The 21,250-nt window shown below is 71.2% G+C and carries 20 protein-coding genes; 13 read left to right on the top strand and 7 right to left on the bottom strand.

Translation table 11 applies throughout. The features are described from left to right. The 3 genes from CLV67_RS50575 to CLV67_RS50565 form a co-directional block, all read right to left on the bottom strand. Positions 1–1,825, bottom strand: a 1,825-nt coding sequence (locus tag CLV67_RS50575) for a condensation domain-containing protein (protein ID WP_146169661.1), incomplete at its 3' end; no start/stop codon positions are given. Then, positions 1,822–3,231 carry an AMP-binding protein gene (locus CLV67_RS50570; RefSeq protein ID WP_106331166.1) on the bottom strand — a complete coding sequence of 470 codons (1,410 nt, stop codon included), beginning with the start codon at positions 3,229–3,231 and terminating at the stop codon, positions 1,822–1,824. The genes CLV67_RS50575 and CLV67_RS50570, both read right to left, overlap by 4 nt. Further along, complete coding sequence (locus CLV67_RS50565; protein WP_146169660.1) at positions 3,224–5,113, bottom strand: ABC transporter ATP-binding protein; 1,890 nt, start codon at positions 5,111–5,113, stop codon at positions 3,224–3,226. Before CLV67_RS50565 ends, CLV67_RS50570 begins: the two co-directional genes overlap by 8 nt. A 310-nt stretch (positions 5,114–5,423) precedes the next feature. On the opposite strand from CLV67_RS50565, the gene CLV67_RS50560 reads away from it, so the two are divergent. From CLV67_RS50560 to CLV67_RS50525, 8 genes are read left to right on the top strand one after another with little or no spacing between them, the layout of a single operon-like run. Next, the gene (locus tag CLV67_RS50560) at positions 5,424–7,007 is read left to right on the top strand and encodes an MBL fold metallo-hydrolase (RefSeq protein WP_106331164.1); all 1,584 of its coding nucleotides are present in this window, start codon (positions 5,424–5,426) and stop codon (positions 7,005–7,007) included. A gap of 26 nt (positions 7,008–7,033) precedes the next feature. Further along, on the top strand, positions 7,034–7,264 hold the full coding sequence (locus CLV67_RS50555) for an MbtH family protein (protein ID WP_106331163.1): 231 nt from the start codon (positions 7,034–7,036) through the stop codon (positions 7,262–7,264). A 5-nt stretch (positions 7,265–7,269) separates the two neighbouring features. Continuing rightward, entirely contained in the window at positions 7,270–8,076 is an 807-nt protein-coding gene (locus CLV67_RS50550; RefSeq protein WP_203737911.1) for an alpha/beta fold hydrolase, read from the top strand. 3 nt (positions 8,077–8,079) lie between these two features. After that, positions 8,080–9,111, top strand: coding sequence for a 3-oxoacyl-ACP synthase III family protein (locus CLV67_RS50545; RefSeq protein ID WP_106331162.1), 1,032 nt, complete (start codon positions 8,080–8,082; stop codon positions 9,109–9,111). A gap of 5 nt (positions 9,112–9,116) precedes the next feature. Beyond that, on the top strand, positions 9,117–10,964 hold the full coding sequence (locus tag CLV67_RS50540) for an HAD-IIIC family phosphatase (protein WP_106331161.1): 1,848 nt from the start codon (positions 9,117–9,119) through the stop codon (positions 10,962–10,964). Further along, complete coding sequence (locus CLV67_RS50535; protein WP_106331160.1) at positions 10,961–11,200, top strand: acyl carrier protein; 240 nt, start codon at positions 10,961–10,963, stop codon at positions 11,198–11,200. Before CLV67_RS50540 ends, CLV67_RS50535 begins: the two co-directional genes overlap by 4 nt. Beyond that, a complete protein-coding gene (locus CLV67_RS50530; protein WP_106331159.1) occupies positions 11,197–11,919 on the top strand; it encodes a cyclase family protein in 723 nt (240 codons plus the stop codon). The genes CLV67_RS50535 and CLV67_RS50530 overlap by 4 nt, the downstream gene beginning before the upstream one ends. Then, entirely contained in the window at positions 11,909–13,201 is a 1,293-nt protein-coding gene (locus tag CLV67_RS50525; protein ID WP_203737912.1) for an aminotransferase-like domain-containing protein, read from the top strand. Before CLV67_RS50530 ends, CLV67_RS50525 begins: the two co-directional genes overlap by 11 nt. An 81-nt stretch (positions 13,202–13,282) precedes the next feature. Here CLV67_RS50525 and CLV67_RS50520 read toward each other — a convergent pair whose 3' ends face one another. Continuing rightward, positions 13,283–13,834 (bottom strand): QsdR family transcriptional regulator, encoded by a 552-nt coding sequence (locus CLV67_RS50520; RefSeq protein ID WP_146169659.1) that lies wholly within the window; start codon positions 13,832–13,834, stop codon positions 13,283–13,285. An 80-nt stretch (positions 13,835–13,914) separates the two neighbouring features. Here CLV67_RS50520 and CLV67_RS50515 point away from each other — a divergent pair, with 80 nt between their 5' ends. The 4 genes from CLV67_RS50515 (at position 13,915) to CLV67_RS50500 (ending at position 17,087) form a co-directional block, all read left to right on the top strand. Then, a complete protein-coding gene (locus CLV67_RS50515) occupies positions 13,915–14,775 on the top strand; it encodes a hypothetical protein (RefSeq protein WP_106331157.1) in 861 nt (286 codons plus the stop codon). Positions 14,776–14,856: 81 nt separating this feature from the next. Beyond that, positions 14,857–15,276 (top strand): YciI family protein, encoded by a 420-nt coding sequence (locus tag CLV67_RS50510; protein WP_106331156.1) that lies wholly within the window; start codon positions 14,857–14,859, stop codon positions 15,274–15,276. Further along, on the top strand, positions 15,273–16,418 hold the full coding sequence (locus CLV67_RS50505; protein WP_106331167.1) for an RNA polymerase sigma factor: 1,146 nt from the start codon (positions 15,273–15,275) through the stop codon (positions 16,416–16,418). Before CLV67_RS50510 ends, CLV67_RS50505 begins: the two co-directional genes overlap by 4 nt. Before the next feature lie 9 nt (positions 16,419–16,427). Next, on the top strand, positions 16,428–17,087 hold the full coding sequence (locus CLV67_RS50500) for an alpha/beta fold hydrolase (RefSeq protein WP_106331155.1): 660 nt from the start codon (positions 16,428–16,430) through the stop codon (positions 17,085–17,087). 365 nt (positions 17,088–17,452) lie between these two features. Here CLV67_RS50500 and CLV67_RS50495 read toward each other — a convergent pair whose 3' ends face one another. The 3 genes from CLV67_RS50495 to CLV67_RS50485 all read right to left on the bottom strand — a co-directional run bounded on the left by CLV67_RS50495 (position 17,453) and on the right by CLV67_RS50485 (position 20,653). Beyond that, positions 17,453–17,935, bottom strand: coding sequence for a hypothetical protein (locus CLV67_RS50495; protein ID WP_106331154.1), 483 nt, complete (start codon positions 17,933–17,935; stop codon positions 17,453–17,455). A gap of 62 nt (positions 17,936–17,997) precedes the next feature. Next, on the bottom strand, positions 17,998–19,566 hold the full coding sequence (locus CLV67_RS50490) for a flavin monoamine oxidase family protein (protein WP_106331153.1): 1,569 nt from the start codon (positions 19,564–19,566) through the stop codon (positions 17,998–18,000). 49 nt (positions 19,567–19,615) lie between these two features. Beyond that, positions 19,616–20,653 carry a zinc-dependent alcohol dehydrogenase family protein gene (locus CLV67_RS50485; protein ID WP_106331152.1) on the bottom strand — a complete coding sequence of 346 codons (1,038 nt, stop codon included), beginning with the start codon at positions 20,651–20,653 and terminating at the stop codon, positions 19,616–19,618. Positions 20,654–20,868: 215 nt separating this feature from the next. Here CLV67_RS50485 and CLV67_RS50480 point away from each other — a divergent pair. Continuing rightward, positions 20,869–21,250 (top strand): DUF6055 domain-containing protein (locus CLV67_RS50480; RefSeq protein ID WP_249038001.1); only part of this gene is annotated, 382 nt, incomplete at its 3' end.

Below are 21,250 nucleotides of genomic sequence, written 5' to 3'. Positions count from 1 at the left end.
CTTCGCTGGTGAGGGCGAGGGCGATGTCGGCGGTGGCGGCGTCGAAGTTGAAGGAGGCGAATTGCAGTGCCGGGTCGCCGGGTTGCAGGCGGTAGTGCGGTGCCAGTCCGGTGACGAGGTTGAGCAGGCCTTGGTGGGTGTTGACGACGCCTTTGGGCTGGCCGGTGGTGCCGGAGGTGTAGATGACGTAGGCGGCCTGGCCGGGGTGGATGTTCGCGGTGAAACCGGCCGTGGGTGCCGGGCTGACGTCGGTGATCACCTCGGCCGGGCGGCTGTCGGCGATCATGTGGTCGAGTCGGGCGGCTGGGAGTGCGGGGTCGAGGGGGAGGTAGGCGGCTCCGGCTTTCCAGGTCGCGAGGATGGCGATGACGAAGTCGATGCCGCGGGGGAGCCGGATGCCGACGATGTCGTCGGCGCGGACCCCACGACGGCGCAGGTCGGCGGCGAGTCGTCCGGCGTGATCGTTCAGCTCTCGGTAGGTCAGGGACCGTCCGTCGCAGACGACCGCGACGGTGTCCGAATCGCTCGGGATCAGGTCGAGGATCGTGCGGGCCGCAGGCGTCACGTGGGGACCGGTCAGCCCGGCCACGGACTGCATGGGCAGCCGCGAGACGGGCAGTTCCGGGCCGGCCACGATGGCGTCGAGCAGGGCGATCAGGTGCTCACCCATCAACTCGACGGTCGCCGGGGAGAACAGGCCACGGTCGTAGTCCAGCTCGATCGCCAGGTCCGGGCCGACCGCGACGGTCAGCGGATAGTTGTTCCGGTCGAACCGGCGGACCGACTCGACTCGCGCACTCTCCACCTTCGGGTAGTTGCCGAACACCAGGATCGCGTCGAACAGCGGTCGCCCGGCGGGCACCTGAGACCACTCCCGAACGCGGGTGAGCGGCGTGTGCTCGTACCGCCGGGCCTCCACCTGCTCCGCCTGCAGCCGCTGAAGCCACGGCACCACGGTCTCGTCCGGCGCGATCCGCACCCGGGCCGGGCTCGTGGTGATCAGCGACCCGACGATCGACTCGACACCGTCGAGTTCCTCGCCGCGCCCCGAGCTGGTCACCCCGAACACCACGTCGCCCGAGCCGCTGTACCGGCCCAGGAGCAGCGCGAACGCCCCCTGGACCACGGTGTTGAGGGTGAGCCGGTGGCGGCGGGCGAACCCGGCGATCGCTTGCGGATCAAGACCGGTCCGATGTACGGCGTTGCCGCTGAGCCCGGTCGGCCCGGTCACCGCCAGAGCCGTGGCCTCACCGAACCCGTCCAGCCGCTGCCGCCAGTACCGTTCGGCTGCCCCGAGATCGCGCCCCCGGGTCCAGGCCACGTGATCCCGGAACGGCCGGTGCTCGCCGGGCACCGGCTCGTCACCGCGTTCCAGCGCGTCGTAGGCGGCGAACAGGTCGCCCAGCACGATCGGGATGCTCCAGCCGTCGAGCACCGCGTGGTGGTAGCTCCAGATCAGCCGCCGGCCGGCCAGCACGACCCTCACCAGTGACCGCGCCGTGAGGTCGATGGCGTCCGGCCCGGTGTCGTCACCGGCGAACCGCAGCGGCAGGGCCACCTGCTTCGACACGACCCACAGCGGCTCCGGCACGTCCTCCCAGACAACCGTGGCCCGCAGCATCGGATGCCACGCGAACACCAGCTCGCAGGCGCGCCGGAAGAGCTCGTGGTCGGGTTCGCCGGCGAGCAGCACCTCGTACCGGGACGTGTACATGCCGGCCGTCGCCGACCGCAGCGTGTGCACGAGCATGCCCTGCTGGACGGCGGTCAGCGGGAAGACGTCCTCGATCACCGGCTGCTCGCCGCCGGACGGTTCTGACGTCATGCCTGGCCTCCGAAGGATGCGCCGAAACGCCGCTGGACGATGTCGAGAGCGGACCCGTCGACCACGACCGCGAGGTCCCGGCCGTCACCGCGGGCGGCCGGGAGCCGGTCGCAGGCGATCGCCAGCTCGGCGACGGTCTGGTGGGCGAAGAGGTGCTCGGACCGGACGTCGAGGCCGGCGGCGCGGGCCCGGCCGGCGACCTGGATGGCGCGGACCGAGTCGCCGCCCAGGTCGAAGAAGTTGTCGGTGACGCCGACCCGCGAGCGGCGCAGCACCTCGGCCCAGATCGACGCGAGCAGTTCCTCGTCCGCGTCGCGCGGGGCGACGAACGGCCCGGTGGCCTGCTCGTCCGTGGCGGTGGCCGGTGCGAACGCCTCCGGGATCAACTGCTCGGGCAGGGCGCGGCGCAGGAAGGCCCGCAACTCCCGCGGAGAGACCTCCTTCTCCGGTACGGGTGTGAGCACCGCGGTCAGCCGGTCCGCCTCGACGACCACCCGGGCCGACGCGACGGCGGGATGCCCGGCCAGCGCCTGCTCGACCTCGGACGGGTCGACGGAGAAGCCGCGCACCACCGGCCGCGTGGCGCCGGGACCCGGCTTCTCGTCGTAGGTGTCCGCCAGCGACGTCCCGTGGCCGGTCAGGACGGTCACGCCGGGTGCCCGCTCCCGCAGCCGGTCCACGTCGCCGGCACGGGGTGGCCCGCCGTGGCAGAGCACCAGGCGCACGCTGTCCAGCGAGCCCGCCCACTCCTGACCGGCGAGCCGGTGCAGCCACGACGGTTCGCACTGGACCACGGTGATCCGCCGATCCTCGATCAGGCCGGTCACGTGGTCGAGGTCGGCGTGCCGGTCCGGTGCCACGGCCACGTCGTGAGCACCCACCGCGAGCGGCCACACCCGCTCCCACAGCCCGGCGTCGATGGCCGGCGAACTCATCCGCAGCACCCGGTCGCCGGCCGTCACCAGATCCGAGTCGCGCATCCGGTCAAGCCCGTCGAGCAGGTCCCGCTCGGGCAGCCGCACGAACGTTCCGGCGAGGCGCAGCACCGCGGCCGTGTCGTGCGCCAGAGCGGGGTGCGGGGCCGGTGCGAGGCCTGCGCCGAGCACCGTGGCGGCGCCGGCCTCGTGGACCAGGGCCTGCAGGCGGGTGCGCGGATGGCGTGCGTCCAGCAGAAGACAGGCCGCACCGGCCCGCCAGACCGCCAGCATCGCCGCCGTCTGCTCGATCTCCGTCGTGCAGCAGACGGCGACCACCGATCCGGGACGCAGGTCACGGGCCAGCTCCTCGGCCCGGCCGGTGAGGGTGCCACGGTCGATCGTCCGTCCGTCGTCGCCGGTGAGCGCGACCGCGTCCGGCGCCCCGGAGAGGGCTCGGGTGAAGAGTCGATCGGCGGAGACGTCAGCCATCCGTGACGCTGCCCCGGATCAGCACGTCGTCGTCGCCCTCTTCGGCGAACAGGCCGCCGTCCTCGTCGAGGAAGCCGCTGGCCTGCATGGTGAACAGCTCGGCGTAGAGGCCGCCGGCCGACATGAGCGTGGCGTGCGTGCCGTTCTCGATGATCCGGCCGTCCTTGAGGACCACGATCCGGTCGGCGGTACGCACGGTCGAGAACCGGTGCGAGATGAGCACCACGGTCCGTCCCGCGTACAGCTCGCGCACGCTGTCGAACAGCGCCCGCTCGGCCCGCGCGTCCAGTGAGGCGCTCGGCTCGTCGAGGATGACCAGGGGCGCGTCCCGATAGAACGCGCGGGCCAGCGCCACCCGCTGCCACTGGCCGAGCGACAGGTCCTGGCCGCGGGCGAACTGCGGCGACAGCAGGGTCTCGTAACCGTGCGGCAGGGCGGACAGGAAGTCGTCGGCGCCGGCCGCGCGCGCCGCCGCGCGTACCTCATCGAGGTCTGTCTTCTTGCCCGTGGACCCGATCCGGATGTTCTCTTCCGCGCTGAACGCGTATTTGAGGAAGTCCTGGAAGAGCACCGCGACGTTCTCCCGCCACTGCCGGGCATCGATGTCACGCAGGTCCACGTCGTCGATGCGGACACTGCCGGAGCGCGGCGGATAGAGACCGGCGAGCAGCTTGGCCAGGGTGGTCTTGCCGGAGCCGTTCTCGCCGACGAGCGCGACCACCTCGCCGGAGCCGATCGTGAACGACACGTTCTCCAGGGCCGGCCGCTGCGCACCCTGATAGGTGAACGACACGTCGTCGACCCGGATCGCGCCGAAGGAGGTCCCGGGGGAGTGGCCGTCCCGGTTGGCACGCAGCGAGGGTTCCAGTTCGAGGAACTCCTGCAGATCCTCGACCAGCGGGGCCGCCTCGAAGAAGTCGTTGGCCGCCATCACGGAATCGGTCAGCCGCTGGGTGAACAGGACCAGGGTCCCGGCGACCGTCGCCATCTCCGCGACGGTCAGCACGCCACGCTGATAGAGGACCACCAGGCCGACCGCGACCGCCCCGACCACCACGTTGCTGCCCAGTGACGAGATGAGCGACGAGCGCAACTGCTTGCCGAGCATCGTGCGCATGTTCTCGAGGCGGAAGTCCATGATCCGCCGCCAGCGGTTGCGCAGATGGTCGGCGAGGTTGAACGCGCGCACCTCCTTCGCCGCGTCCCGGGTGGTCAGCTGGGCGAACAGATAGACCCGGTTCCGGTCGACCGGCGCCGTTTCGTGGGCGAACTCGAAGTAGTGCTCGCCCCGCCGGGTGCCACCGATCCAGACCGGGATGAAGACCGCCAGCACGCACAGGCCGAGGACCGGCTGGATCAGCATCAGCGCGACCCAGCTCGCGATCAGCACGATCAGGCTCTGCGCCTGCTGGACCAGGCCGTTGACCAGCTGCGCGGGCCGCGACAGGGCGCTGGCCTGCACCCGCTGCAGCCGGTCGTGGAAGGTGGCGTCGTCGAAGTCGTCGAGCTCGGCCAGGCACGTCACCTTGATGATCTCGTCGCAGACGTGGATGCCGGTCCGCTCCTGCAGCACGGTGCGCCAGTTCGCGATGATCGACTGGGCGACGGCGATCAGCACGTTCGTGGCCAGGAACACGACCACGTTGAGGGCGATCCCGCCCGGCGCCGCGCCGCCGCCGCCGAACAGCTTGGTGAGCACCTGCTGGGCCTGGACGATCAGGACGAAGGTGGCGAAGCCCATCGCCACCTGGGCCCCGGCGACGATCAGGAACTCGCGCCGACCGGCCTGCCAGACCAGGCGCACGGCCGCGCCGACGGCACGGAACCGCCGCCTGCGACCGGAGCGGACCGGTGTGGCCAGCAGCATGCCGGAATCGACCATCGACGCTCCCCGTGAAATGGCCGGATTGCTCCGGCGCCCGTGAATTCGACGTGCGGGCCATTCGCCCGCGTCGTTTGCGACTCACGGTTTTGACGCCGTGGATCGTACTGGCGACAAGAGGGCTCCAACAACCGAGTAATAGCAGCTCAGATGCTGTTCAGAGGGGTGCTGGAGTTATACGGGAAGGCTTCCTGGAGCCTCGATGGAGCCGTGATGGCGGCCCGCCCGAAGGGCCTTGTTCGCGCCGAAGAATGCTGTGAGCATCCTCGACTGTTCGGCGAATTTCGGTCTTATGTGATGGGGAGTCGATATGAGCGGAGACCAGTCCTTTATTCGGCCGAATCTGATTGTCGAGCCTCTGGTCGACCGGTTCTACGCCTGGCTCTACACGGTCGCGCCGATCCAGGGCGCGATGAACCTGAACTTCCTGCAGGTGCCGCTGCTCGAGTCGTACCTGCAGTCGCCCCAGGCGCACGTGCTCGCCAGCACGAACCCGGAGCTGCGCGGCGGCTACTTCGTCGGCATCGAGGAGTCCCGCAAGGACGAGGTCAAGGCGCTGCTCGACTCGATCCGCCGGGACCGGGCCGACATGCTGAAGCTGGCCCAGGCGGTCGCCGACGCCGAGGACTCGGTCCGGCAGGGCGCGACCGGTTTCGACCTCACCCCGCTGTACCCGAAGCTGCCGCCGGAGCTGGCCGGTCTGGTCGAGGTCGCCTACGACACCAGCAACCAGGCCTCGGTCCACTTCCTCGAGCCGCTCGCCTACCAGCCGGGCACACACGACGTGGGCCGGCAGTCGGTGCAGCTGTCGCTGGAGGACGGCATCGAACGGCCGTTCATCCTGAGCACCCCGCGCCTGCCCAAGGAGGGAACGCTCGACCTGGCGATCCCGTTCAACCACCCCGGCCTGAAGGAACTGTTCCTGGCCCGGATCCGGCCCAGCGGCCTGGACCAGCTCAGCGAGGCCCTGGAGCTCGACGCCGCGGGCCGCGCCCAGCTCGCCGGATTCCTCACCGACAGCCCGTCGCTCTCACCCGACCGGCACATCGACGCCGGCGCCCGGGTCCGCTACTTCGGGCACGCGTGTCTCGTATTGCAGACGCCCGAGGTCGCGATCGTCACCGACCCGTTCATCAGCGCGGAGAGCGGCGCCGCCGGCCGGTACACCCTCGACGACCTGCCCGACCACATCGACTACGTACTGATCACCCACGGGCACCAGGACCACATCGTGCTCGAGACCCTGATGCAGCTGCGCGGCCGGGTCGGGACCGTCGTGGTGCCCCGGTGCTCGCGTGGCAACCTGGTCGACCCGTCGCTGCGGCTCTACCTGGAGAGCATCGGGCTGCCGGTGATCGAGGTGGACGACTTCGACGAGCTCAAGTTCCCGGGCGGACGGATCGTCGCGACCCCGTTCCTGGGTGAGCACGCCGACCTCGACATCCGCGCGAAGTCCACCTACTTCGTCGACCTCGGCGGCCGCAGCCTCTGGCTCGGCGCCGACTCCTCGGGCATCGAACCGGCGCTGTACCGCCGGATCCGCGCCCACGTCGGCAAGATCGACATCGCGTACCTCGGCATGGAGTGCGACGGCGCCCCGCTCACCTGGCTCTACCAGGCGCTGCTCACCCAGCCCATCACCAAGCGGATGAGCGACTCGCGCAAGCTGTCCGGCTCCAACGCGGCCCAGGCCGGCGACATCGTCGACGAGCTCGGCGCCTCCGAGGCCTACATCTACGCGATGGGCGAGGAGCACTGGCTCGGCCACGTCATGGCCACCAGCTACAACGACGACTCGTACCAGCTCAAGCAGGTCGAGGAGTTCCTGGCGAAGTGCGCTGACAAGGGCATCAAGGCCGGACACCTGTTCGGTCAGCAGGAATGGCGTTGGTGAGAAACCCCGAGACAGGAGACTGCGCGATGCGTACCACGTCCTACGACTTCGAGAACCCCGACGCCCGGTTCAAGGTCGTCATCAACCACGAGGAGCAGTACTCGATCTGGCCGGCCGACCTGCCGGTACCCGGCGGCTGGAACGAGACCGGAGTGAACGCCTCGAAGGCCGAGTGCGACGCCTACATCGAGGAGCACTGGACCGACATGCGCCCGAAGAGCCTGCGTGAGGCCCTCGACGGCGAGCTGGCCGGATAACCTTCGTGGCCTTCGCCTTCACCAACGGCATCCGGCTCGGCTACGAGCGCCGCGGCAGCGGTGAGCCGGTGCTGCTCATCATGGGCTCCGGCGCGGGCGGGCGGGCCTGGACGCTGTACCAGACTCCCGCCCTGGTCCGCGCCGGATTCCAGGCGGTGACGTTCGACAATCGGGGCATCCCGCCGTCGGACGCCCCGCCCGGGCGGTACTCGCTGGCCGAGATGGTCGCCGACACCCGCGGCCTGATCGAGGCCCTCGGCGTCGGACCGTGCCACATCATCGGCCAGTCGATGGGTGCGCTGATCGCGCAGGAGCTCGCGATCAGCGCGCCGCATCTGGTCCGCTCGGCCGTGCTGATGGCGACGAAGGCCCGTACCGACACCACCCGCACCTGGTACGGCAAGGCGTACCGCAACCTGGCCGACAGTGATCACAAGCTGCCGGCCGACTTCGCCGCGATGATGACCGCGTTCCTGATGCTGTCCCCGGCCACCCTCGACGACGAGGAGAGCGCCGGGCTCTGGCTCGAGTCGTTCGAGCAGGCCGAGAGCACCCGGCGGGCCTCGGTCGGCCAGGAGTGGGCCGACATCGAGCAGGACCGGCGCCCCGCGCTGCGGGCGATCACCGCGCCCTGCCGGGTGATCGCCTTCGCCGACGACCTGGTCACGCCGCCGAAGCTGTGCGCCGAGGTGGCCGAGGCCATCCCGGACTGCGACCTGGTCCGGATCGAGAAGGCCGGGCACTTCGGCTATCTCGAGCGGCCCGACGAGGTCAACGCCGCGATCCTCGAGTTCCTGCGCCGAACGGGCTGAGCGATGAGCGGGCTGGACTTCGGAGTCCTCAGCACGGCCCACGTGCTCGGCCGGCCGCTGCCGGTCGACGGGCTGCTCGGGCCGGACGCGTCCGAGGCCGCGCGGCGGGCCCTGGACGCGCGCGGTTACCGCCGGTACCACCGGGCCGGCGACGGCACCGGCGTCACCGACCTGGCCGCCGAGGCGGCGACCCGGGCGATCGAGAAGGCGGGTCTGGAACCCGGCCGGATCGACCTGCTCGTGGTCGCCCTCACCGACGTGGCCGAGCACCTGTACTGGGACGCGGCCGCCGCCGTGCAGGCCCGGATCGGCGCGCACCGTGCCGAGGCGATCCTCATCGGTCAGGCGTGCAGCTCCGGGGTCGTCGCGTTCGACACCGTCGCCGGGCGGTTCGCGACCCACCCCGCCTACCGCACGGCCGTGCTGGTCGGCGCCAACCGGGTGTGCGAGGCGTACTGGGACCGGGCCGACGCCGGCACCTCGGTCAGCTCCGACGGCGCCGCCGCGGCGGTCCTGGTCCGCGACCATCCCCGGCTGCGCTGGCGGGCCACCGAGGTGATCACCGACGGCCGGTACGCCGACCTGATGCGCCTGAGCAGCGGCGGCACCGCCCGGCCGTTCGACCCGGACGAGCGGCACCGGCCCACTGTCGGCCGGCTCACCGACCGGGCCGCCGAGTTCTTCGGCGGCGACGGCCGGGCCGCCCTGCGGTTCGCCGCCACCGTCCGGGCCCGTCACCGCACCGTCGTGGAGCGGGCCTGCGCCCGGATCGGGATCACCACCGACGACCTGGCCCGGGTGATCTACCTGCACGACACCGGTCCCGCCTTCACCGAACTGGCCGCCGAGCTGGGCATCCCGGTCGAGCTGACCAACCGCGACCTGGCCCTCGACGCCGGACACCTGGGTGCCGCCGACCCCCTCTACTCGCTGGAGCAGCACCTGTCCCGCGGTGAACTCGTGGCCGGGGACACGGTCGCGCTGCTGAGCATCGGTACGGGCATGCACTGGGCCTGCACCCTGATCACGGTCTGACCGCGATGACCGACCTGCTGGAACGGGTGCGGCGGCTCCACGCCCCGGACGCGGCGCCGGACTTCCGCCTGCTGCGCGAGCTTGCACGCACGCCGGACCTCGGGGTGGTCCGCAAGGCCGGCGGCCTGCTCGCGGCGATCCCGGACGAGCTGCTCACCCGGCGGACGCCGCGCCCGCTGCGGATTGCCGTGGTGCCCGCGTTCACCTGCGACGCGCTGCCCCGGTTCCTGGAGGTGACGCTGCGCGCCGCGGGCATCCGGCCGCGGATCCTGGTCACGGCGGCCGACCAGCTGCCGCTGCAGCTCACCGACCCGGACTCGGAACTGGCCAGGTTCGCGCCCGACGTGACGCTCTGCCTGCTCGACGAGACACTGTTCCTGTCCGGCGACGCGGACCTCACCGACCTCGACGCGATCCGGGACGCGGCCGTGGAGCGTACCGGCATCCTCGCCGAAGCCCTCCGGGCCCGCCGCGCCCACCACCCGGGCCCGATCCTGGTGCACACCGTGCCGCTGCCGCGGTCCTGCCGCGACGCCGTCATCGCGTTCCGCTCCCGCGCCCGGCTCGGCCGGATCTGGCGCGAGCTCAACAACCGCCTGCTGGACCTGCCCGAGCAGATCGACGACGTGCACACCCTCGACTGGGAGGCCGTCCTGGTCGAGCATCCCGGTCCGGTACGCGACGAGCGGCTGTACCGCTACGCGCGGATGGCCTGGTCGGTCGCGGCCGAGCGGCTGTACGCCGGCGAGGCCGCCCGGTTCTGCCGCGCGGTGGCCGGGTTGTCCGCGAAGTGCCTGGTCCTCGATCTGGACAACACCCTGTGGGGTGGTGTGCTCGGCGACGACGGCCCGGAGAACATCGAGGTCGGCGGGCTCTACCCGGGCAACGCCTACCTGGCCACGCAGCAGACCGCGGCCACGCTGCGCCACCAGGGCGTGCTCCTCGGCGTGGCCAGCAAGAACGACCCCGGCCTGGTCGAGCGCGTGTTCGCCGAGCACCCCGGCCTGGCGCTGCGCGCCGACGACTTCGCCGCCACCGCCGTCAACTGGGAACCCAAGGACGGCAACCTGACCGCACTGATCGCCGGGCTGAACATCGGTGCGGACGCGGTGGTCTTCGCCGACGACAGCCGCTTCGAGTGCGAGCTCGTCGGCACTTCGCTGCCCGAGGTCACGGTCGTGCACCTCGACGGCGACCCGTCGGGGCACGCCGGGCGGCTGCTCGCCGAGGGCGGTTTCGACGTACTGACCACCACCGGCACCGACCGGCGGCGCACCGAGCTGTACCGGGCCCGCGCCGAACGGACCCGGCACGAGGCCGGATACACGGACCGGACCGGCTCCGCCCGCGCGTTTCTGCACGACCTGGACCTGCGGGTCACGGTCCGCCCGGCCGACGACTTCCTGCGGCCCCGGATCCGGCAGCTCGCCCTGCGGACCAACCAGTTCACGCTGCTCGGCCCGGCCGCGGAACCGGAGAGCGGACGGGTGCTCGGCGTCGACGTGACCGACCGGTTCGGCGACGAGGGCACCACCGCGGCCGTCTGGCTCGCCGGGGACGGCGATCGTCTGCTCCTGCGGAACCTCGTGCTGAGCTGCCGGGTCTTCTCCCGCGGCATCGAGTTCGCGATCCTCGCGGCAGTCACCGACCTGGGCAGGGCCTCGGGGTTCACCCGGATCGAGGCGGGCTTCCGGCCGACCGGGCGCAACGACCCCGCGCGGCGGTTCCTCGAGGAGGCCGGTTTCGTCTCGAAAGAGGAGATCAACGGCCTGATCCGGTACGCCCTGCCGCTGACGCCCACGACGGCGCCCTGCCCCGACTGGATCACCCTCACCGTGCGGGAGAACCCATGACCGAGACAGCCACCCGCCTGCACACCCTGATCGCCGACCAGTGCGACGTCCCGGCCGCCGGCCTCACGCCGGGCACCTTCTTCACCGACCTGCCCGGCTGGTCGAGCCTGACCGCCCTGCGTCTGCTCGGCGACGTGGAGGAGACCTTCGGCATCCGCCTCGACCTGCGCCGTTACCTGGCCATCACCACGGTCGGGGAGCTGACCGAGACGGTCACCGCCGAGGCCGGGCGATGATCGTCGACCTGACGTGGCCGTTCGGTGTGGACTTCCCGATGCACCCGGCCAACGGGCCCGCCCAGGTCGAGGTCACCGAGAGCCACGCCGACGCCGGCTGCCTGGCCCGGCGCTGGCACCTCGACGAGCACTCGGGCACCCACGTCGACGCACCGGTCCACTTCGCCGCGGGCGGCCTGCCGATGGACCGGATCCCGGCCGCGCACCTCGTGCCGGCGGCGGCCGTGATCGACGTCCGGCACACCTCGCCCCACCTGCACGAACGGTCGCTGACCGCCGAGGGTGTCCTCGACTGGGAGGCCGCGCACGGGCCGCTGCCCGCCCGCTGCGCCGTCCTCGCCCTGACCGGCTGGGCCGCCGCGATGATCGACGACTCCGGCCGGGCGCGCTCCCGCCACGGACGGGATCCCCGCTGGCCGGGTTTCACCGCCGGCGCCGTCACCCTGCTGCGGGAGCACCGCCCGCAGGTCGTGGCGATCGGCGTCGACTCGCCCAGCCTGGACTCCTCCGCGGGCGAGGACGCCGGATCGCCGGTGCACCACGGCTGGCTCGGCGGCGACCGGTACGGCATCGAACACCTGCGCGGCCTGGAGGAACTGCCTCCGGCCGGTGCCACGATCGCGGTCGGCGCGCTGCGGCTCAAGGGCGGCAGCGGGGCGCCCGCGCGCGTGCTCGCCATCCTTCCGGCCGGTCTCACAGGGGGAAGCCATGTTGCCTAAGGACGGTCTGCACGCGAGTCTCGCCGAGCCGGTGCTGGACACGATGAACTTCCTCAACGAGGTCACCATGCGCTACCCGGATGCGATCTCGTTCGCGCCCGGGCGGCCCTACGACGGCTTCTTCGCCACCGAGGACATCTTCACCCACCTGCGCCGGTACGTGGACCACCTGACGGCGGAGGGCCGGTCACCGGACCAGATCCGCACGGCCATGTACCAGTACGGCGCCACGGCCGGCCAGATCCGGGAGCTGATCGCCGAGTCGCTGCGCGTCGACGAGCGGATCGACGTGCCGGCCGCGAGCATCGTCGTGACGGTCGGCGCCCAGGAGGGCATGCTCCTCGTGCTGCGTGCCCTGATGCGCGGCCCGGACGACGTGCTGCTGGTCTCCACGCCCTGCTATGTCGGGATCACCGGCGCGGCCCGGCTGCTGGACATCCCGGTCGTGGACGTGGAGGAGCCCGCCGACGGGTTCTCCTGCGCCGAGGTGGAGGCGGCGGTCCTGCGGGAACGCGCGCGAGGCCGGAATCCGCGGGCGCTCTACGTGGTCCCGGACCATTCCAATCCATCGGGTACGACCATCGCGCCGGACACCCGCGACGAGCTGCTCGACCTCGCCGCCCGGTACGGCCTGCTGATCCTGGAGGACAGCCCGTACCGGCTGGTCAGCCCCGGAACGCCGGTGCCGACGCTGAAGTCCCTCGACACCGCCGGGGTGGTGGTGCACCTGGGGTCGTACTCCAAGACGGTGTTCCCGGGCGCCCGGGTCGGGTTCGTCGTGGCCGACCAGGAGGTCGTCGACGAGCACGGCCGGACCACGCTGCTCGCCGACGAGCTCGCGAAGATCAAGAGCATGGTCACGGTCAACACCTCGTCGCTGAGTCAGGCCGTGGTGGCCGGCGCGCTGCTCGCTGCCGGCGGCCGGATCTCCGAGCTGAACGTCAAACCGGCCGGCCACTACGGCGACGCCATGCAGGCCACCCTGCACGAACTCGACCGCCGCCTGCCGGCCGGACGCCGGGAGCGCCTCGGCGTGCGGTGGAACAGCCCCACCGGCGGGTTCTTCCTGGCCGTGCGGGTCGGCTTCGAGACCGACGAGGCCGCCCTGACCCGGTCGGCCCGCAACCACGGCGTGATCTGGACCCCGATGCGCTACTTCTACCCGTCCGGCGGCGGCTACCGCACGCTGCGGCTGTCCACCAGTTACCTGTCGCACGCCGAGATCGAGGAGGGGATCACCCGCCTCGCCGGCTTCATCGAGGACGAGACCGCCCGGCCGTGAAGTAGTGCGTCCGGGACCCATCGAGAAACCATTCGGAAATCCCGAGGACTCCTTGGCGAGTGAAATTGCAATTGGCTTCGGTCAGGCCGGTAGCAGCGCCCGCAGCGCCGGCTCGGCCATCTCGAAACCGATCTCCCGCATCCCGAGGATGTCGCTGTAGACCACCGACTCCATCAGCCGCACGTAGAGGAACGCCCGCCGCCGCATCTCCGCCGGCTCGCCGGTCAACCCGGCCGTCTCGAAGATGTCCAGCTGGGCGGCGACCGCCCGCTCGTGCACCGGAGTGCCGGTGGTGAGCAGCACCCGTGCGGCGGTCTGCGGCTCCTCGGACACGAACTGCCGCAGCTGCTGTGCGCCGGCCACCAGCTCGGCGAACTGCCGCGACACCGCGAGCACCCGGTCGGCGCCCGCACCGGTCGCCTCACCGGCCGCCTCGGCCAGGAACAGCCGCCCGATCGCCCAGAACACCTCACCGAGCAGTGCGTCGCGGCTGCCGACCATCCGATAAAGGGTCGCCCGGCTGATGACCAATTCTCCGGCGAGCAGGTCCATGTCAATGGTGGAGTGTTTCAGGTAATGCATGGCCGCGCCGCGCAGCAACACGTCGGGATCGACGACTCGACGAGGAGGCAAATCGAAATCCTCCTTTCCGGAAAACGCGTTCGGGAACCGAATCCTAACGAGTGTCATACCCTCCGGCTAGGTTGCCGAACATGCTGAACGATCTCGGCGCGGTGGACTGGTCCGGGCTCGAACACGCCTACGGTGCGGCCGATGACGTGCCCGGCCTGCTGCGTGACCTCGCCGACGGCAGTAACGGGGCATTGGCCACGCTCTACGGCAACATCTGGCACCAGGGCACGGTCTACGAGGCGACGGGTCACGCCGTGCCGTTCCTCGTCCGGATCCTCGACCTGCCGGCCGCCGACCCGGGTGCCGTGCTCGGCCTGCTCGCGTCGATCGCCGAGGGCACCTCCTACCACGCCGTCCACCGGCTGAAGGATGCTGTCGCGTCGCTGGGACCGTGGGCCGTGACCAGCGGGGCGGCGGTTCTCGACGCGATCGGCCAGGCGCCGGCCGGGCACCGGCGGGCCCGGCTCATCCGCGCGGCCGGACGGCTCGATGTGCCGGTGGCCGCTCTGGTGCCGGTGCTCCGCCGGGAGCTCGCGGAGCAACCCTGGTCGGCCGGGATGCTCCTGGCCGACCGAGGCCCGGAAGCCGTCGCGGCGCTGCCCGAGCTGACCGCCCTGCGCGGGTCCGGCGACGCCGATCAGCAGCTGACCGCCGCGTTCGCGCTGTGGCGGATCACCGGCGGTGGCCTCGACGACCTGTCGGCTCTCCTGCGGACCCACGTCCGCGAGTTGTGGGCGCTGGAACTCATGGCCGAGGTGGGATCGGCGGCGGCCGCGCTCGGACGACGGCTGGGCCACGATCTGCGCCTTCGCACTGGCCAGGGTCCGTGGGACCGACCCCGGCGCCTGGCCGGACGTGACCCTGCCGGAGGCCGCTGCCCGGCCCTGACCCACCTGCGGACCCGCCCGCGACGGATTCGTGGAGAATTTCTTCGGCGATGATGTCGAGAACCGCCGGGTGGCTCCGTCCCCGAGGTGAAGCGCGATCAGAATGGGTCGCAACAGCACGGAGGAGAACGAATCATGGCGAAGTACCTGCTGCTCAAGCACTACCGCGGCAACCCGGCGGCGGTCAACGACGTGCCGATGGACAAGTGGACGCCGGAAGAGGTCTCCGCGCACATCAAGTACATGAACGACTTCGCGGCGCGGCTCGAGGAGTCCGGCGAGTTCGTGAGCGGTGACGCCCTCGCTCCGGAGGGCATCTGGGTCCGCTACGACGGCGAGGGCCGCCCGCCGGTCACCGACGGTCCGTTCGCCGAGACCAAGGACCTGATCGCCGGTTGGATGATCATCGACGTGGACAGCCATGAGCGGGCCGTCGAGCTGGCCGGCGAGTTGTCCGCCGCGCCCGGCGCGAACGGCAAGCCGATCCACGAGTGGCTGGAGCTGCGTCCGTTCCTGCACATGGCCCCCACCGACACCGAATGCGAAATGCACTGAACGAGACACTGCTCCGGAGCCTCATCCCGGGCGTCCTCGCGATCCTCGTCCGCCGCGGAGCCGACTTCGCGGCGGCCGAGGACGCCGTGCAGGAGGCCCTCATCGAGGCGCTGCGCGCCTGGCCCGGTGACCAGCCGCGCGACCCGAAAGGCTGGCTGGTCACCGTCGCCTGGCGGCGGTTCCTCGACGCCACCCGGTCCGAGGCGTCTCGTCGCCGTCGCGAGGACCTGGCCGACCAGGAACCGGAGGCCGGGCCCGCGACGTCGATCGACGACACCCTGTGGCTGTATTTCCTCTGCGCCCACCCGTCGCTGAGCCCGGCGTCCGCGGTCGCGCTCACCCTGCGGGCCGTCGGGGGTCTGACCACCCGGCAGATCGCCGACGCCTACCTGGTGCCCGAGGCGACCATGGCCCAGCGGATCAGCCGCGCCAAACGCACCGTCAGCGGCGCACGGCTCGACCAGCCCGGCGACGTCGCGACCGTGGTGCGGGTGCTGTACCTGGTCTTCAACGAGGGCTACACCGGCGACGTCGACCTCGCCACCGAGGCGATCCGGCTGACCCGGCAACTGGCCACCGCCATCGACCATCCCGAAGTGGCCGGCCTGCTGGCGCTGATGCTGCTGCATCAGGCCCGGCGTCCGGCCCGGACCGCGCCGGACGGCAGCATCGTGCCGCTCGCCGTGCAGGACCGGACCCGCTGGGACACCGCGATGATCGCCGAGGGCGTCGAGATCCTGCAGGCGGCGCTGGCCCGTGACCGGCTCGGCGAGTTCCAGGCACAGGCCGCGATCGCCGCCCTGCACGCCGACGCGCCGGTCGCCGGGGAGACCGACTGGGTGCAGATCGTCGAGTGGTACGACGAACTCACCGAACTCACCGACAGCCCGGTGGTGCGGCTCAACCGGGCCGTCGCCGTCGGTGAGGCGGACGGCCCACGTGCCGGGCTGGCCGCTCTCGCCGGTCTCGACCCGGAGCTTCCCCGCTACCTGGCGGTCGCCGCCTACCTGCACGAACGCGACGGGGACCGGGTCACGGCGGCGCGGATGTACGCCGAGGCCGCCCGCAAGGCGTCCCACCTCGCCGAACGTGACCACCTGACCAGGCAGGCGGCGCGACTCAACACGTCCGCGAACGGGTAGGAGCGGGAAATGGCCACTTTCGCACTGATACACGGCGCCGGTGACGTCGGCTGGTACTGGCACCTCGTCGAGGCCGAACTGCGGGCCCGCGGGCACGACACGGTCGCGCCCGATCTGCCCTGCGACGACGACACGGCCGGGCTGCCCGAGTACGCCGACGCGGTCGTGGCGGCGATCGGGGACAGGGCCGATACGATCGTCGTGGGGCAGTCGCTCGGCGGCTTCACCGCGCCGCTCGTCTGCGACCGGGTGCCGGTGAAGATGCTGGTCCTCGTGGCGCCGATGATCCCGGCGCCGGGTGAGGCGGTCACCGGTTACTGGGCGAGAACCGCCTACGATCAAGAGCCTTCGGGGAAGTACGACGACACGATCGCCCTCTTCTACCAGGACGTTCCGCCGGAGCTCGCCGCCGAGGCCGTGAAGCGGGGACGGCCGCAGTCGGAGGCCCGCCTGGGGGAGCCGGCACCGTTGAGCGCCTGGCCGTCCGTACCCACGAAGGTCCTGATCTGTCGTGACGACCGTCTGTTCCCGCCCGCCTACCTGCGCCGGGTCGCCCGCGAGCGTCTCGGGATCGTCCCCGACGAGATCGACGGCGGCCACACCCCGGCGCTGAGCAGGCCCCGCGAGCTGGCCGACCGTCTCGAGGCCTACGCCCGCGAAGCGGGCTAGACACCTTTTACGGTCAGGGTCTGGTGGGGACAGTCCTGTCCCGGGCCGCCTGATCGCCCAGCCGTGCCCGGTGAACCCTTCCCCCGACCGCCTGATCTCCCAGCCGTGGGCGGCGAACCCTTCACCGGGCTGTTGATCGCCCAGCCGTGGGCGGCGAATCCTTTACCGGGCCGGAGGCAGCGATATCCCGGAGCCCGGCTCCGAAAACGGCCCTAGTTGATCGTCCAGCACCGGGTCGCGGCGGTAACCGACCCCGCGAGCCCGGAGCCCACGACGGTAACGCCCGGCCATCAGCCGACCGAGCGCCACCGACGGCTCAGACGGATGCGGCTGACGGGCCCGGGAACCCCGACTGCGAAAGCTCTCTAGCGGCGCGGGAAGCCGATGTGGTCGAACAGGTCGTCGAAGCCGATGAGGGCGTTCTGGCAGCGCGCTATCGCGGCCACCGTGCCCTCGACGGTCGTCTCCTCCTCGATCATCCGCAGCAGCGGATGCGGTCCGGCCGGCAGCTTGTGTACCGGTACCTCCAGGTACGCCTCGATGCCGGCGGTCACCGTGAACCCGGTCCCGTGTGCCTCCAGGTCCAGGTAGACGTAGATCTCCGACGGGCCGTTGGGCGATTCGTCGTACGGATGGGGAAGGGTGACGCTCATGCAGTGGAACCGCAGGCTGCGGCTCTGCTCCTCCCACCACGGCCAGCCGCCGCGGACCGTGACATCGTCGGGCCGGATGCCGGGCAGGGTGAGGTCGTGTTCGAGCCAGCGGTCGACGTAGACCCGCTCGACCTGCAGCGTGGCCGCGTACAGGTGCTGAAGGAGGGTGGCCATTCCGGCGCTGACGGCGTTCATCGCCGAGCACCCTACCGGTGGCACCGCCGGGCCATGTCCGCCACGGCCCGGCGGCGCGATGGTCAGGCGGTCAGGACACGCTGGTGCAGGGCGGTGACGGCCTTGCGGGCCGACAGGAACGAGCCGTGCTGCCAGGCGATGGCGTTGCTGAGCCAGTCCCCGGCGAAGTACACCCGGCCGGCCGGTTCGAGCAGGAGCCGGTACGAGTCGTAGTCACCGGGATAGGCCCACGCGCCCTCCACGTGCGGCATCCGGTTCCAGGCCACCGAGAACGCCCCGGCCAGCTCGGACCGGTACTTCTCCCCGTGGATCTTCACGCCCTGTTCGACGGCCCGGGCGGTCCGGGCGCCGGGCGTCAGCGCGCTGTACGCCTCGGCCTGTTCGCCGTAGTTGTAGTAGCCGACGACGACGCCACGGCGGGCGTGGAAGTCGTACGACGGATACCAGATCTGAGTGATGTCGAGATCGGTCTGAGTGATGCCGCCGTAGATCCGCAGGTCGTTCTCCCACCAGCGGCTGCGGTACTCCATGCCGATCTTGCCGGCGGAGAAGGGGAAGAAGCTCGACAGCGCCGAGGTCACGTTCGCCCCGAGGTTGTGCGGCACCTTCGCCATCACGTTCGGCGGGAGCGTGGCTATGCAGAAGTCGGCGGTGATCGCCTGGTCGCGCCCGCCCTGCCGGAACGTGACCGTGACATCCGACGAGCGGCCGGTCACGCTCAGCACCCGGGCGCCGAGGCGGATCCGCTGCCGCCCGACGGCCGCGGTGAGGGCGGCCGCGATCCGGTCCATGCCGCCCACCGGCTGGAACATCATCATGGCCTGGTCGTGGCTGAACTCGCCGCTGAAGTGGCGGCCGACGTTGCTGGCGAACACCTCGGACAGGCTCGGCGGTCCGGGCAGCGGTGTGCCGTTGTCGGTGCCCGCGCCGGGATACACCGAGAACCCGCGCCGGAACGAGCCGGTGTACTCGTGGGCCTCGCCGATGTCACCGAAGTCCTCCAGGAAGGCCAGCAGCCGCCCCTTGTCCTCAGGCGTCAGGACGCTGTCGAGGGCGCCCTGGTCGGTGGCCTTGGCGAGCAGTTCGGACACGTAGCCGTACACGTCGGCCTTGGCGGTCCGGAACCGGATCGGTGCCGAGCCGTCGTTGTGGATCAGCGCGTCCGCGTTGGCGTTGACGAACGGCTGGACCGGCACGCCCAGCTCGCGGCAGTAGTCGAGGGTGACCATCCATTGGGCGATGCGGGCCGGACCGGCGTTGAAATAGTTGCCGGGGGAGAAGGCCGCCCGCTGGGTGTTGCCGTCGAGATCGGTCTCCGCGTTGCCGCCGCGGATCGTCAGGTTGCGGCCGCCGGTGATCGCCCGTGCCTCCAGCACGGTGCAGTCGTAACCGGCCTTTCCCAGTTCGTAGGCGGCGGCGAGACCCGCGATGCCGCCACCGAGGATGACGACCTTGCGGGCGGCCCGCCCGGTGAGGTGGAAATCGGACTGTTGTGGTGCCCGGAACGAGGGCGTGGCTGCGCGGACCGGTGCGAGCCCGAGAGCTCCCATGGTCGCGAAGAGCGCCCCCGCCCCGCCGCTGATTCCTACCGACTGCAGGAATCGACGCCGAGTGACATCTCCTTCACGCATCGCCCGAGTCTCATCAACTGGGACGAATATCGATAGTCGTGATGCGTCATCAGCGAGACGGGTCGATCAGGGTGATTCCGGCGACCGTGGCGGTGTCGAAAACGGGCAGCAGCCGCGCGGCCTCGGCGAGCCCGATGGTCCGCTCGATGAGCCGCTGCGGCTGGAGGGCGCCGCTCTCGATGAGCGCCATCATGGCCGGGTAGTCGGCGGCCGCCATCCCGTGGCTGCCGAGCACGTCCAGCTCCCAGCCGATCACCCGGGCCATCGGCACCCGCGGATGCCCGCCGACCGGAGGCAGCAGGCCCACCTGGACGTGCCGGCCGCGGCGGCGCAGGCCGAGGATCGCATCGGAGCAGGCCTGCTCGCTGCCGACCGCGTCGACCGAGACGTGGCTGCCGCCGCCGGTCAGCTCGGCGATCACGGCCGGGACGTCGGTGCCGCCGGTCAGCAGGGTGTGCTCGGCGCCCAGCCCGGCGGCGACGGCCAGCGCCTCCGGGGTGCGGTCGACGGCGATCACCCGGGCGCCGCGGGCGCGGGCGATCATGACGGCGCTCAGGCCCACCCCGCCGGCGCCGATGACGGTCACCCACTCGCCCTCGGTGACGTTCGCGCGGCCCGCGAGAGCCCGGTACGCGGTGGCGAACCGGCATCCCAGAGCGGCCGCGCTCGCGAAGTCGACCTGCTCGGGCAGCGCCACCAGGTTGGTGTCGGCAGCGTGCAGCGCGACCAGGCCGGCCCACGACCCCCAGTGTGTGAAGCCCGGCTGCCGCTGGTCGGGGCAGACCTGGGCCTGTCCGGTCCGGCACCACCCACACCGGCCGCAGCCGCAGACGAACGGCACGGTCACCCGGTCGCCGGGCTTCCACCGGTCGACTCCGGTGCCGATCTCGGCGACCACGCCGGCCAGTTCATGTCCCGGCACGTGCGGCAGGGTGATCTCGTCGTGGCCCGCCCAGCCGTGCCAGTCGCTGCGGCACATTCCGGTGGCCGCGACCCGTACGACAACTCCGCCCGGCGGGGGAGTGGGGTCGGGAACCTCCCGGACCTCGGGACGGGCCTGCAGGGCATCGAAGATCACGGCGCGCATCGCCCCATCCTGTCAGGTTCTCAATGTCCCGAAAGCCGGGTTCGCAGCGTTCCGAAAGTCGGGCCCTCAGCGTTCCGAAAGTCGGGCCCTCAGGGTTCCGAAAGTCGGGCCCTCAGCGTTCCGAAAGTCGGGCCCTCAGCGTTCCGAAAGTCGGGCAAAAGGTTGCCCTAATGAAGTTTGGGAACGTTCCCAAATGTGGTCTAGGGTTCCGGGCCATGCCGATCCCCCGAACGCGATCACGGCGTCAGCTGTGGTTCGTCATCGCGTGCGCCTTCGTGCTGCTTGCCGGCGCGGGTCTGATCCCCCAGATCATGTCGCGCGCGGCAGCGGCCACCAAGACCGTCTACATCCCCGCCCGCTGGACCCAGACCGGTGAGGTGCCCTGGGCCGCCGACCGGACCCGCGAGTCCGACAACTTCATCCTGCTCTGGGGCGAGAAGTCCGGCACCGACCCGGCGTCGGCCACCTCGCCGTACAGGTTCGACCCCGCCAACGTGCTCAGCCAGCTGGAGAACCTCTACAGCTTCTACGTGAACACGATGAGGTTCACGCCGGAGACCGGCCTGCTGGCCCAGCACAAGATCGTCGTCATCGTCA

Source organism: Actinoplanes italicus (assembly GCF_003001815.1).
GTDB lineage: Bacteria > Actinomycetota > Actinomycetes > Mycobacteriales > Micromonosporaceae > Actinoplanes > Actinoplanes italicus.
This window is presented reverse-complemented; position numbering and strand designations above follow the sequence as displayed.